The organism is Geovibrio sp. ADMFC3 (assembly GCF_054687035.1).
This window is the reverse complement of sequence record NZ_BAAFZG010000002.1, coordinates 761081-774379: the sequence shown is the minus strand read 5'-3', so window position 1 is coordinate 774379 and position 13299 is coordinate 761081. Positions and strand designations below refer to the sequence as shown.

Here is a 13299-nt window from a genome sequence, read left to right as displayed (position 1 = left end):
GTCAACAAACTCATTGTCAACAAAGTCAAGGAAGGTGTTCAGTGACTGGGACATGTCTGTAATCATGCAGGAGCAGTCAGGCTTCATAACCGGCATTCTTGCAGTGAGGTCATTTTTACCGCTGCTCAGGTATGCCAGTTTGTCGCTGACTTCTTTGAGCTTGACAGTTACGGAGTTGAAAAGGATATACATCGCCAGCAGGAAAAAGACAGCGCATACAGCGGCTGTTATGTATGACGGGTAAAGAGTTACCACTGTAAACATCAGTATGGTAAGAGCAAGCATTATGTGGAACTTGGTTTTGATTGAAAGGCACGTTATCGAATTCATTCTTTCTCCCCTTTAATATTTATCGGGACATTATTGAATAATATAATAATGTTAATCTGTTATAGTAGTGTTTGTCAATTGATAGTAAAACCCTACTTAGTAGCTAGAGATTGAATAACGGACAAAGGTTCTGCAAAATAGGGGATGATGTTGGAATAAGATTGTTACTGTCGTTTTAATGGTTCAATTAATAGTTAATTTATGAAATGCGGCTGAAAAGAAATTCTGTTTATTAATATGATCTTTGGGGTAGAATAATAAAAAGGGTATGGAGGGAGCAATGGAAGTTAAAAATGAAAAGATAACCGGGCTGATGAATTTTCTCGGTGAATTTCTCCACGGCAAAGATCAGGGGCTCAGACTTGCTCTCCTCACATTTTTTACGAAAGGGCATCTGCTTATAGAGGACTTGCCCGGTCTGGGTAAAACAACGCTTGCCATCGGGCTTGCCAAGGCTCTCGGCTTAAGCTTCGGGCGTATTCAGTGTACAAACGACCTTCTGCCCACGGACGTTACAGGGCTTTCACTCTATAATAAGGATGACAACAGGTTTGAGTTTCAGCGGGGACCTGTATTCAATAACATTGTTCTTGTGGATGAGGTGAACAGAGCAACCCCTAAAACCCAGAGCGCTCTTTTAGAGGCGATGGGAGAAAAGCAGGTTACGGCGGAAGGCAGCACATACAGCCTTAACCGTCCGTTTTTTGTTATAGCCACACAAAATCCTGTGGATCAGTTCGGCACATTCCCCCTGCCGGAATCCCAGCTTGACAGGTTTATGATGAAAATCAGCCTCGGTTATCCGAACAGGGACGCAGAGAAGATTATATTAAGCGGCGGAAGCAGGCGCAGGGAACTTTACGACATAAAGCCTCTTCTCTCACCTGCGGATATTGACGATATACAAAAAGAGATAGAGAAGGATGTTCAGGCATCGGACAGAATTATAGACTATGTTCTTGATATAGCTCAGGCTACACGCAGCAGCAGGTTTCTGCGTGCGGGGCTTTCCACAAGGGCGACTCTTTTTATGATACGTCTCGGCAAGGCGAATGCATATTTTAAAGGGCGTGATTTTGTTATCCCTGAAGATATAAAGGAACTTTGCCCATACATAATCACTCACAGAGTCTTGTTTAATGAAGAGTTTCAGGGAAGCGACAGAGACTTTTATATCCGTTCGCTGATAGATGAAGTGAATATGCCCGCATGAGGAAAACTAAAGAAGGGGCGCCCGCAGTCATACGAATAAAAAAAGCAGGGTGGATATACATTGCCCTCTGCATATTTATGGGTGTGGGCGCAGTGAACACTGCTAACAATCTGGTGTATATCATTGTTGCCATTATGCTTGGGTTTATGGCAGTTTCAGGCTTTTTCGGCGTTGCGGACATGAACCGTCTGCGTGTCGAAATCGGTCTGCCGGATGAAATATACGCCGGGCGTGTCTGTCCTGTGAGTGTAAGGCTGGTGAACGGGCGCAGATTCCTGCCCGCTTTTCTCATAAGGGTTCATATTAACAGTCAGGAAGTTCTTTTCCCTTTTACCGATACCGGCGGAGAGAGTATAAAGTTTGCCGAAATAGTCTTCGCAGTCAGAGGCAGACATACAATAAGAAACGTGTACGTTTCAACAGTGTTTCCGTTCAATTTTTTCATTCGTTATAAAGATCTTGAAGATACAAAAGACGTGATAGTGTTTCCTGCTCCTTTGCAGTGTATGTCTGTTTATTCGGACTCCAGAGCAGGAGGTCAGGGGGAGAAGGACACCGATATGAAGGGCTTTGATTCGGAGCTTATGTCAATACGAGGCTACACTCCGGGTGATTCTATGCGGATGATACACTGGAAGGCAACTGCCAGAACCGGAAGCCTGAAGGTTAAGGAAATGGCGGCACTTGGTGCTGAACCTGTGATAATAGAGCCTGATAAGCTTTCCGGAGATTTGGAGAAAAGGCTCTCCTGTGCTGCATGGCTGATTAACAGCCTGATGGAGAAGGGGGCACCTGTGGGTTTAAGAACACCTGAAAGGCTTTATTCTCCAGACGTAACTCTGCCTCACAGGCTTGATATGCTTAAGGAGCTTGCCCTCCATGACTGAAATAAGAAATGTGGTTAATATTCTTACTTATCTCATTGCAGTCATAGGCGTTCTACCTCTGATTGGCGAGACCGGGGTTCTCTACGCAGCAGCATTTTTTATCGCAATGATTTACGGCGCATGGGCTGAATCCCGGAAAAAAGGCTCAATGCCGAGATTATGGCTTAACATACTGTCTGTTGTGATTATTCTTTTTACTGTCTCACGCATGAATATGGATAATATGGTTATCCCGGCCCTTGAAGCGCTTCTTGCAATTCAGGCTGTTAAGTTCATTGAGCCAAACAAAAAGTTCCGTGATTACATGCAGATATACATGATCGCAATGTTTATGGCGGCGGGTTCTGCGCTCATCAGCCTCAGTATATGGTTTCTGGCGTTTGTTCTCGTTCTTTTTATGCTGATCTCTGTTTCGATGGTTCTGCTGACTTATATGACAGAGGACGAACGAACGGTAATGCCCTTGAAGCATATAAAGCGGATAATATACAAAACCGCCGCTATTCCTCTTATTTCTATTCCCGTTGCAGTGATGCTTTTTACCGTGCTTCCCAGAACAAACTATCCTGTTTTTCAGTTTCTCAACAGGGAAGACGGCACTATGACAGGTTTTTCCGACAGTGTTGCCCTTGGCAATGTTTCGGAGATCCAGCAGGATACAAGGCTGATTTTCCGTGCTGAAACACCTGAAATCATTGGCGCATCACCCTACTGGCGTGGAATTGTTATGGACAGCTTCGACGGCAGGGCATGGAGCGCATCGGATAATCAGGAAAGAAGAAGACGGATACGTCCACCTGAAAAATTCACCGAGCAGACAATTTATCTTGAACCATACGGTGATAAATACCTGTTCGGACTGGATGTTCCATTTCATGTGGATATGAGGGGCAGCGACAGGGAGCAGGGGTTTGTTTATGCTCTGAACCGACCTGTGCAGAAACGTATTCAGTACACTGCTTTTTCTGCTTCTGAAAAATATCTGACCGAAGAATACCAAAGCTATGAAAAGTTTCTGGAGCTGCCTGCTCTCTCGGCGGAATTGGCAGAATTTGCGGACAGCTTCAGAGAAACTGCCGCAGGTGAGAAGCTAGCTGAGTTTATGCAGGTGTATTTCATCAGAAACGGATTTAAATATTCGCTGGATAAGCTGCCTGTTTCTGATACTCCGCTGGAGGATTTTCTTTTCAGCTCCAAGCTCGGCAACTGTGAATACTATGCCTCGGCTGCTGCGGTTATTCTGCGGAGGAACGGTATTCCCGCCAGACTTGTGGGCGGCTACGCAGGGGGGTATTACAACGGGGCAGGCGGATACTACGCCGTACCCCAGAGAAACGCCCATGTATGGGTCGAGGCTTATATCGAAGGCAGAGGGTGGCGGCGTATAGACCCCACACCCGCAACCGCTTCGGTTTTCAGCGGCGGGGAAAGAACACTGGCTTTCAGGATGCGTCTTTTGGCGGACACTGTGAATTTTTACTGGAACGCACTTGTTATTAATTATGATTTTTCAAAACAGGTCAAGGCTGTGCGTTCTGTTCGGAGCGCTGCCGAAAAGCTTAAAAATGATTATAAAACAGTCGTATCTCAGGCGGTTAAGACTATTCCGTATATTTTATCTGTTGTAATTCTTCTTCTGGCGTGGCGTTTCCGTGGAGCTTTCAGGGCAAAAGGGGATGAAAGGTACGCAGTAAGTTTCCGCAGGCTCATGAAAGCAAAGGGATATGATGTGAATCCGTCCGCAGGGCTCACGGAAATTGATATACCTGACCCTGAACTAAGAAAGCTCGCAGATGAGTTCGCCGCTGTTTTTCACGGGGCATATTACAGAGGCAGAACCCTTAATGCTGATGAAAAAAAGCGGCTAACGGAGCTTTTGAAGCAGATAAGGGGAATATCTTAAGGCTGTCTCAACATCCGCAGTAGTAGAGCATGGCTTTTCTTAAGGTGTCTGTAATGCGTTTGTCAACCAGCCTGTCCACTATCGCAAAGGCAAAATCCGGTGCTGTTGCAGGTCCTCTGCTCGTGATTATATTGCCGTCCTCCACAACCTTTTTCTCAACATAGCTTTCGCCGAGAACTTCTGCATATGATGGGAAGCATGTGGCTTTTCTGCCTTTCAGCAGTCCTTTCTCAGCGAGTATATAAGGAGCGGCGCATATGGCGCAGATCAGCTTATTCTTGGCGTTAAAGTCATAAAGCAGCTCCGCAACACGCTTATCCGCATTGAGGTTGTCTGCTCCGGGCTGACCGCCGGGGAGAACAAGCGCATCAAAGCTATCAGCGCTGACACTGTCTATGAGACCGTCCGGCAGAATTTTTACCCCTCTTGCCGATAAAACCGGACCCTCTTTCAGCCCTGCTATGAAAACATCCGCCTTTGCCCTGCGGAGAATATCCGTTGTTGCGAGAGCCTCTATCTCTTCAAATCCGTCCGCAAGGATTAATGCTATTTTAGCCATTAAACACACTCCAATCTTCTTTTACTTATAATATATTGAAAACTCATTTAACTTCACCTAAAATGAGCGGGTATATCATATTTTACGGAGGCTTTATTTCAATGGATAAAGACAGAGTGTATCTTGATAAAGACGAGGTTCCCAAACAGTGGTACAACATCATGGCGGACATGCCCAAGCTTCCTGCCCCGCCTGTAAGCCCTGTAACCGGTAAGCCTGTTGCACCGGAAGAGCTTCTTGCAATTTTCCCTCCTTCCCTTATTGAGCAGGAGATGACAGATAAAAGATGGATAGACATACCGGAAGATGTCCGTGAGATTATTTCCCTGTGGCGTCCTTCGCCCCTTGTAAGGGCAAGAAGGCTTGAAAAAGCCCTTGGAACACCCGCTAAAATTTACTATAAATACGAAGGTCTTTCCCCTGCGGGAAGCCATAAAACAAACACAGCCGTTGCTCAGGCGTATTACAATAAGGAAGCAGGAATAAAAAGACTCACCACTGAAACCGGAGCCGGACAATGGGGAAGCGCCCTCAGCTTTTCATGTGCCCAGTTCGGCATGGAATGCAGAGTCTACATGGTTAAGGTAAGCTATTTTCAGAAACCATACAGAAAGGCTTTTATGAAGATGTTCGGTGCTGAAATATACCCCAGCCCGTCTGAGCTTACTAACGCAGGGCGTGAAGCTATTAAGCGGAATCCTGAAACATCAGGAAGTCTTGGGCTGGCTATCAGCGAGGCTGTGGAGGAAGCGGCAGGGCGCAAGGACACTAACTATGCACTTGGCTCCGTTCTTAACCACGTCTGCCTCCATCAGACCGTTATCGGGCTTGAGGCTCAGAAGCAGTTTGCCAAAATAGGCGCTTATCCTGATATGATATTTGCTGCGTGCGGCGGCGGCTCAAACTTTGCAGGAATCGCATTCCCCTTTGTACAGGATAAAATTAACGGGAAAAAAGTAACCGCAGTTGCCGTTGAACCTGCAAGCTGCCCCACACTTACAAAAGGCGTTTATACTTACGACTACGGCGATGTGGCAAAGCTTACACCAATTATGCAGATGTACACCCTTGGTCATGACTTTGAACCGCCAGCGATCCATTCCGGCGGTCTGCGTTATCACGGAGAATCTCCCCTTGTGAGCGCTCTGTATAATCAGGGTCTGATTACGGCGCAGAACGTTCCCCAGCTTGAGGTCTTTAACAGCGCTCTTATGTTTGCCAAGGAGGAGGGAATAGTTCCTGCTCCCGAATCGTCCCACGCAATAGCCGCTACAATCAAAGAGGCGTTGAAATGCAAGGAAAGCGGAGAGGCTAAGACACTGCTCTTCTGCCTCAGCGGGCACGGACATTTTGATATGATGTCTTATGAGGCTTTCACAGACGGCAAGCTTGAAGACTATGCTTACCCCGAAGCCGCCATTGAAGAGTCGCTCAAAAATCTGCCTGAGGTAAAATGAAAATACTTCTTCATCAGTGCTGCGCCCCCTGTTCAGTTTATCCGGTTAAGGAGCTGAAGGAGGGCGGGCACGATATATGCGCATATTTCTTTAATCCGAATATTCATCCGCTCACGGAACTGTATGCCCGTTTTGAGCAGGCTGTTTTGTTCAATAAGGCGGAAAGTATCGGGATGATAGCTGACGACACTTACGGGCTGACGGATTTTACCAGAAATGCTGCCTACCGTGAAAATATGCGCTGTGCATACTGCTATTCCTCCCGCATGGAAAAAGCGGCGGAGCTTGCGGCGGAGAAAGGGTTTGACTGCTTCTCCACCACACTGCTTTACAGCAAGTATCAGAAGCATGAGCTTATTATTGATATATGCGAGGCGGCGGCAAAGAAATACGGCGTGCCGTTTCATTATGAAGACTGGCGGGAAGGCTGGCAGTTCGGCATAGATGAATCAAAGCGCATGGAGATGTACCGCCAGAAATACTGCGGCTGCATATACAGCGAGGAGGATGCTTTCAAAGGGCGTCTCTCGAAAAAGTTCGCTAAACTTAAAGAAGGGCTTTAAATGGGAGGAATGGGTAAACTGCTCATTACTGCGGGTATTATTCTCGTTATAGCAGGGGTGATATTCATCGTAGGTGAGAAGTTCGGTCTGGGTCGATTACCCGGTGACATATCCATAAAAAGAGAGAATTTCTCCTTCCATTTTCCCATCGTTACGTCAATAGTTGTGAGTATTGTCCTTACGATTATTCTGAATATATTTTTCAGGAGATAGGCCGGTGAAATCATTCAGAAAAGAGCTGTTTTTTAACACAACAAAACGGATGGAGTTTATAAACATCACCCGTGATGTGGAAAAAGCACTCAATGAAAGCGGAATACAGGAGGATTTGTGTCTGGTGAACGCTATGCACATTACCGCCTCTGTATTTATCAATGATGATGAACACGGGCTGATAGCAGACTATGAAAAGTGGCTTGAGGAGCTTGCACCCCATGAACCTTTAAGCCGCTACAGACATAACCTCACAGGGGAAGACAATGGTGACGCTCATCATAAAAGGCAGATAATGGGCAGAGAAGTTGTTGTCGCCGTGACAGAAGGGCGGCTTGATTTCGGCACATGGGAGCAAATTTTCTACGGCGAATTTGACGGCAGACGCCGCAAAAGGGTGCTTGTTAAGATAATAGGCGAGTAGCTCCGTAATAAAAAAGAGAGGGTTGGAGAAAAAACTTAACCCTATACGAGGAGAGGATTTTGCATCTTCATATATCACATAACGATCTTGACGGGGTAGGCTGCGGCATACTTATCAAGAAATATCTCAAAAACGTGAACACGCTTTATCTTAACTACAACGAGGTGGATCAGGCTCTGGAAGAGGAAAGCGGAGGTTATGACAGCGTGATAATCACAGATGTTTCGCCGTCAAAGCGTGCTTACGAAAGTGTTCTGGGCGAGACCGAGATAACTTTCATCGACCATCACCCTACCTCTGCATGGCTGAAAGGAAATCACGGCGTGGTGCATGATACTTCAAAATCTGCCACAAAGCTTACTTATGAGTGGCTTGAATCACAAGGGTATGATGTTTCTCCATACGCTGATTTTGTGAACTGTGTGAACGATTTCGACATGTGGCACATGAAGCGTGCGGATAGCCTCCAGATGAATATTCTTTTCATGAAGCTGGGCATAGACAGATTTGAGGCCCGTTTTCTCGCCGTTCCTTCAACGGAATTCGGCGAGAGTGAGGCACTTATAATCGAAATAGAGGAAGACAGGCGTGACAGATATATCCGCAATTCCGCCAAGTCCGGCTTCCTGTTTACTGACACCAAAGGGCGCAGCGCTTATGCAGTGTTCTGTGAGGAATACAATTCCGAAGTTGGTAATTATATAACAAACGAACTGGGTGTTGATTACGTGGTGATTGTAAATGCTCAGAAGAAAAAAGTCTCCATGCGCTCAATCCCGGAGGTTGATGTCTCTGAAATTGCCGTTAAAAACGGCGGAGGCGGACATAAAAATGCTGCAGGTTTCAGCGTGGATTTCGGTTTCGGCATGAAGAGCCTTCTCCGTGAAATGGGGGTTTTTGAGTGAATGCCGAATTTATAAAATCAGCCGTTTTTCAGAAGGATTATCCCGAAAGCGCCCTGCCGGAGATTGCCTTTGTCGGTCGAAGCAACGTGGGTAAATCATCCATGATAAACTCCCTGCTGGGGCGCAAAAAGCTGGTGAAGGTCAGCGCAAAACCCGGAAAAACACGTACTCTGAATTTCTTTAACATTGATAATGAAATAATGTTTGTGGATCTTCCCGGTTACGGCTTTGCCGCTGTTTCCAAGTCTGAGCGTGCATCATGGGCAAAGTGTATAGAAACTTATCTTACCACCCGTGATAACCTTAAAGCTTGTGTGCTTATTCTGGATATCAGGCGTCTTCCCTCGGAAGAGGACATGGATATGCTGTCATGGCTTTCAGACACAGAAACCAACACTCTCGTGGTGCTTACAAAAACTGACAAACTTTCAAAGAATCAGATTGCAAAACAGGTTCGCCTTATTGCAGAGGAAGTGGGAATTGATAAGGAACATTTCTTTCTTTACTCGTCTGTTACGGGAAACGGCAAAGAAAATCTATGGGAAACGCTCCGCTCGGTCGCGGGTCTTTAAATCACTAATCGTATTTGCATTTATAGTCTTTTTCGTATATTCCAACCTGTCCGCCCGTCTGCATACGCACACGGCGGAGGTTGCGTTTCTGGACGGGAAGAGGCTTATCGTTCCGCTGATAGATGATATAACATCCGCCGAACATTCAATAGACATGACAATATACATGTTTAAGGCAGACAGGGACAAACCCGCAGATACGGAGCTTCTTCTGCTTGCCCTTGAGAATGCCGCTAAAAGGGGTGTTCGTGTTCGTGTTGTTTTTGATATTGAAAACGATGAAAGCTCGTTTCTCAATAAAGCAAACAGAGAAACGGGTACGGATCTGGCTAAGGCGGGCGCTGTTGTGATCTATGACAGCCCGAAGAAGCGCCTTCATACCAAAATGACTGTTATTGACAGGCGGATAGTTTACTCCGGCAGTCACAATTACACCTACAGCGCATTTAATTATAATGATGAAGTGACCATGCGCCTTGAGTCGGAATCTCTGGCGGCGGAAGCCACTGAATATGTGGAGAAATTTTTCAGATGATAACCGGAACAATAGTAAACAGCGCTGCCATAGCAGCAGGAAGTATCGCAGGACTTGTATTCGGGAAAAGGCTCGGAGAACCGGTTAAAGATTCGGTTGTAAAGGTTGTGGGGCTTGCTGTGGCTGTTCTGGGCATAAAAATGGCCTTTGAGGATCATGACTTTTTCCCCGTGATAGTGTCTCTTGTGATTGGAACTGTGATAGGCGAGCTTCTTGATATTGAAGGGCGGCTGGAAAAACTTGGCGAAACTCTGAGAAAAGCAATTAAAAGCAAGTCCGAGAACTTTGTGAACGGTTTTGTAACCGCTTCGGTTATATATTGCGTGGGCTCATTTGCCATTCTGGGAAGTATAAAGGACGGACTTATGAATGATCCGAGCCTGCTTTATGTAAAAAGCCTTCTTGACGGTATTATCTCTGTTATTCTTGCCTCGACACTTGGAATCGGTGTAATGTTTTCCGCTGCAAGCGTATTTATTTATCAGGGAATTTTAAGTCTTCTGGCATTTAATCTGCGATTTCTGCTTAACGAACCTATGTATGTCAGCGCTATATCTGTCACCGGCGGTGTGATAATTCTCAGTATAGGCATAAGCTTATCGGGTATTGCCAGATTCCGTACGGCGAATATGCTTCCTGCGATTTTCATAACTCCTGTTTACGATTATCTGACCTTGATTCTGTCATAGGCAGTGATAAAATTAGGTATGCAGCCGTGTTTACCACGGCGTGAGCGTGTGCAGTAAATCTGATGAGGATGTGCGGATTACTGCTATCAGTTAAGGAGGCACAGGAAGTGCCGACGCCGTGCGCAGCGTAGCCGTGTTTACCACGGCGTGAGCGTGTGCAGTAATCTGACAAGGACGTGCAGATTACTGCTATCAGTTAAGGAGGCATTATCATGAAATCTTTTATTATTTTTCTTATCGTAGTAGTTTCTGTCTGTATATTGATAACTGTAAATGCAAAAGCCGCTGACGGTGAAAAGGTTTTCATATCAAAATGTGCCGGATGCCACAGTCTTGAGCTTGCTTTAAAAAAGGATTATGATCAAAAAAAGTGGGTTTCCACCGTGGAAAGGATGAAGGGGTTCGGACTTAAAATTAATTCTTCCGAAACCTCTGCCGTGGCGGAATTCCTTGCTTCAAGGGAGAAAAAATAGAATGAAGAAATTTAAGGAGATTAAGCCTGAAGAGCTGGAGTTTAATCCTTTCAGGCTGATCGGTAAAGACTGGATGCTGATTACGGCGGGAACAGAAGAAAAATTCAATACAATGACCGCAAGCTGGGGAAGCGTGGGTATTCTCTGGAACAAGCCCGCCGTTACCATATATGTGCGCCCGACAAGATACACTTATGAATTTGTTGAAAAATATGACGAATTTACGATCTCTTTTTTCAGTGAGGAATACCGCTCTGCGCTGAATTTCTGCGGCTCAAAATCCGGGCGTGATTATGACAAGGCTTTGGAAACCGGACTCACTCCTGTGGCTCTTGGCAGTTCAGTGGGTTTTGAACAGTCACGTCTGGCGCTTCTTTGTAAAAAGATGTATTTTCAGGATATGGACAGCACTAATTTTCTTGATCAGGGTGCTGAAAAATTTTACCCGACAAAAGATTATCACAGAATTTATACCGGTGAAATATTGAAAGTATTCACGGAGTAGCCATGGACTTCATTTTCTACAGCCAGCTGCCGAATAAAGTAGCCTCAGCCCAGAAGCATTTCCAGTCCTCTTTGACGGATGGAAAAATGATTTTACTTGCAACCGGTTTTGTTATGGTAGTAATTGTAGTAGTGCATATGATTATAGAATCAAGGAAGAAATGATGCCCGGACAGCTTTATACACCCAAACCTGAACCGACTGCTGAAGAGCTTGTAGCTTCCATATTTAATTATATCGGACTTATTGCCAACGAACACAGTCTTGACCGGATGCTGGTTATACTTGCCGATATGGGCAGGGATCTGGTGGTTGCTGACAGGTGTACTGTCTGGCTGATAGACAGGCGCTGGGATATACTCTGGACAAAGGTTGCCCACGGGGTAGACAGAATAAGTATTCCTCTGGGATGCGGAATAGCCGGCAAAGCTGCGGAGAATGATGAGGTTATTATAATAAATGATGCCTATAATGACCCCCGCTTTGACAAAACTGTTGATATGCAGACCGGATACCGCACAAGAAACATGATCGCAATCCCCTATCACGACCCTGACGGGAACGTTATAGGGGTTTTTCAGTCTATAAATAAAATGACGGAAGACGGAAAGTTTACAGAAGAGGATGTGAGAAGGCTTATGCTTGCCGCCACATACACAGGTAAAGAGCTTTCCACAGTGCTTATGCAGCAGGAGATAGAATGGACCCAGAAGGAGATTATCTTCACTATGGCGGAAGCCGGTGAGATGCGCTCCAAAGAGACAGGACATCATGTTAAAAGGGTTGCGGAGTATTCCTATATTCTGGCAATAGGCTGCGGCATGAATGAAAAAGAAGCAGAGCTTCTGAAAATGGCTTCTCCGATGCACGATATAGGCAAAGTTGCGATTCCGGACTCTATACTCCTTAAGCCCGGCAAGCTGACCGATGAGGAATGGGATGTTATGCGGAGCCATGCTTTAATGGGCTATAACATTCTTAAACATTCCGAGAGGAAAATTCTCAAGGCTGCTGCGACAGTTGCGTTGACCCACCATGAAAAATGGAACGGAAAAGGTTATCCTTACGGTCTCGCAGGGGAAGATATACACCTGTTCGGGCGCATAACCGCCATAGCGGATGTTTTCGATGCTCTGGGAAGCGACAGGGTGTATAAAAAAGCATGGGAACTGGACAGGATTCTGGAACTCTTCAGAGAGGAGAGCGGGCAGCATTTTGACCCGGCTCTGGTTAAGGTATTTTTTGATAATTTGGATAAATTTCTTGAAATAAGGGAAACTTATAAAGATGCCCCCGATGGAGAACACTGAAATATATGAACAAAAAAACAGCAGGGATTCTGCTTAACATACTTTTCTGTATCTGTATTTTTTACACCTCAGCCTTCTTTGCGTGGACGGCAATGTCAAAAGTTGACTTTGGTTACTCTGCAATGTATGAGATGCTTGATATAGACGGAATGGTACGTAAATACGCCCCTAAGAATGCTGATAATGAAAAGAAAATGTTTGTTCTGACGGACAGGGAAGAGCGGATAAGGCTTTTCGGGGAAATCAGCAGAAGCATAAACAATGCAGGGGAAGGGCTTGAGGATATTGAGTTTAAACCAATGATGTCTGATAAGTCTTTTAAACTTCTTACACTGCCGGAAGTTCAGCATCTTATGGACGTTGCGGATGTTGTTTTCTGGTTTAAGATAAGCTCATATCTCTTTATCATAATAGGTCTTTTTTGTATTATTACTATGATAAACCGGAAAATAAACCCCGCACGGGCTGTTTTTGCTGTTCCTGTGACATTAGGTGTACTTTGTGTCTCTGGAGTTTTGGTCTATTTTCTGGGTGCGAAAGAGGTTTTCTATTTCCTCCATGAAGTTGTTTTCAAGGAACACCAGTGGTTTTTCTATTATGAGGAATCTCTGATGACAGTTTTGATGCATGCGCCTGATATTTTCGGTTATATAGCCTTAGTGCTTGTCATACTTGCTTTTGTTTTTTATACTGCCCTTATGTTCATAGCTGGTGTACTTTTCGGCCTAAATAAAGGAATAAACTGACGTGCGTTTTTACCAT

General features: G+C 45.3%; 17 protein-coding genes. 16 read left to right on the top strand and 1 reads right to left on the bottom strand.

Annotated features, from left to right (window positions below):
* Positions 1-610: 610 nt before the first annotated feature.
* The 3 genes from ACYRYY_RS03995 to ACYRYY_RS03985 are packed head-to-tail and all read left to right on the top strand — an operon-like array spanning position 611 to position 4333.
* A complete protein-coding gene (locus ACYRYY_RS03995; RefSeq protein WP_460214226.1) occupies positions 611-1543 on the top strand; it encodes an AAA family ATPase in 933 nt (310 codons plus the stop codon).
* A complete protein-coding gene (locus tag ACYRYY_RS03990) occupies positions 1540-2430 on the top strand; it encodes a DUF58 domain-containing protein (RefSeq protein ID WP_460214225.1) in 891 nt (296 codons plus the stop codon). The genes ACYRYY_RS03995 and ACYRYY_RS03990 overlap by 4 nt, the downstream gene beginning before the upstream one ends.
* The gene (locus tag ACYRYY_RS03985; RefSeq protein WP_460214224.1) at positions 2423-4333 is read left to right on the top strand and encodes a transglutaminase family protein; all 1911 of its coding nucleotides are present in this window, start codon (positions 2423-2425) and stop codon (positions 4331-4333) included. Before ACYRYY_RS03990 ends, ACYRYY_RS03985 begins: the two co-directional genes overlap by 8 nt.
* 7 nt (positions 4334-4340) lie before the next feature.
* On the opposite strand, the gene ACYRYY_RS03980 is transcribed toward ACYRYY_RS03985, so the two are convergent.
* Positions 4341-4892, bottom strand: a complete 552-nt coding sequence (locus ACYRYY_RS03980; protein WP_460214223.1) for a DJ-1 family glyoxalase III — start codon at positions 4890-4892, stop codon at positions 4341-4343.
* Positions 4893-4993: 101 nt separating this feature from the next.
* On the opposite strand from ACYRYY_RS03980, the gene ACYRYY_RS03975 reads away from it, so the two are divergent.
* The 13 genes from ACYRYY_RS03975 to ACYRYY_RS03915 all read left to right on the top strand — a co-directional run bounded on the left by ACYRYY_RS03975 (position 4994) and on the right by ACYRYY_RS03915 (position 13283).
* Complete coding sequence (locus tag ACYRYY_RS03975; RefSeq protein ID WP_460214221.1) at positions 4994-6349, top strand: TrpB-like pyridoxal phosphate-dependent enzyme; 1356 nt, start codon at positions 4994-4996, stop codon at positions 6347-6349.
* Positions 6346-6912 carry an epoxyqueuosine reductase QueH gene (locus tag ACYRYY_RS03970; protein WP_460214220.1) on the top strand — a complete coding sequence of 189 codons (567 nt, stop codon included), beginning with the start codon at positions 6346-6348 and terminating at the stop codon, positions 6910-6912. Before ACYRYY_RS03975 ends, ACYRYY_RS03970 begins: the two co-directional genes overlap by 4 nt.
* Positions 6913-7125 carry a DUF2905 domain-containing protein gene (locus ACYRYY_RS03965; protein WP_460214219.1) on the top strand — a complete coding sequence of 71 codons (213 nt, stop codon included), beginning with the start codon at positions 6913-6915 and terminating at the stop codon, positions 7123-7125.
* A gap of 4 nt (positions 7126-7129) precedes the next feature.
* Entirely contained in the window at positions 7130-7549 is a 420-nt protein-coding gene (locus tag ACYRYY_RS03960) for a secondary thiamine-phosphate synthase enzyme YjbQ (protein WP_460214218.1), read from the top strand.
* A 59-nt stretch (positions 7550-7608) separates the two neighbouring features.
* A complete protein-coding gene (locus ACYRYY_RS03955; RefSeq protein ID WP_460214217.1) occupies positions 7609-8454 on the top strand; it encodes a DHH family phosphoesterase in 846 nt (281 codons plus the stop codon).
* On the top strand, positions 8451-9026 hold the full coding sequence (gene yihA, locus ACYRYY_RS03950) for a ribosome biogenesis GTP-binding protein YihA/YsxC (protein WP_460214216.1): 576 nt from the start codon (positions 8451-8453) through the stop codon (positions 9024-9026). The genes ACYRYY_RS03955 and yihA overlap by 4 nt, the downstream gene beginning before the upstream one ends.
* The gene (locus ACYRYY_RS03945; protein WP_460214214.1) at positions 8935-9561 is read left to right on the top strand and encodes a phospholipase D-like domain-containing protein; all 627 of its coding nucleotides are present in this window, start codon (positions 8935-8937) and stop codon (positions 9559-9561) included. Before yihA ends, ACYRYY_RS03945 begins: the two co-directional genes overlap by 92 nt.
* A complete protein-coding gene (locus ACYRYY_RS03940; RefSeq protein ID WP_460214213.1) occupies positions 9558-10250 on the top strand; it encodes a DUF554 domain-containing protein in 693 nt (230 codons plus the stop codon). The genes ACYRYY_RS03945 and ACYRYY_RS03940 overlap by 4 nt, the downstream gene beginning before the upstream one ends.
* A gap of 212 nt (positions 10251-10462) precedes the next feature.
* Entirely contained in the window at positions 10463-10723 is a 261-nt protein-coding gene (locus ACYRYY_RS03935) for a c-type cytochrome (protein WP_460214212.1), read from the top strand.
* Between the two features lies 1 nt (position 10724).
* Complete coding sequence (locus ACYRYY_RS03930; protein WP_460214211.1) at positions 10725-11228, top strand: flavin reductase family protein; 504 nt, start codon at positions 10725-10727, stop codon at positions 11226-11228.
* Between the two features lie 2 nt (positions 11229-11230).
* Complete coding sequence (locus ACYRYY_RS03925) at positions 11231-11392, top strand: hypothetical protein (protein WP_460214209.1); 162 nt, start codon at positions 11231-11233, stop codon at positions 11390-11392.
* Entirely contained in the window at positions 11389-12537 is a 1149-nt protein-coding gene (locus tag ACYRYY_RS03920; RefSeq protein WP_460214208.1) for an HD-GYP domain-containing protein, read from the top strand. Before ACYRYY_RS03925 ends, ACYRYY_RS03920 begins: the two co-directional genes overlap by 4 nt.
* A 5-nt stretch (positions 12538-12542) precedes the next feature.
* On the top strand, positions 12543-13283 hold the full coding sequence (locus ACYRYY_RS03915) for a lipoprotein intramolecular transacylase Lit (RefSeq protein ID WP_460214207.1): 741 nt from the start codon (positions 12543-12545) through the stop codon (positions 13281-13283).
* Positions 13284-13299: the final 16 nt, after the last annotated feature.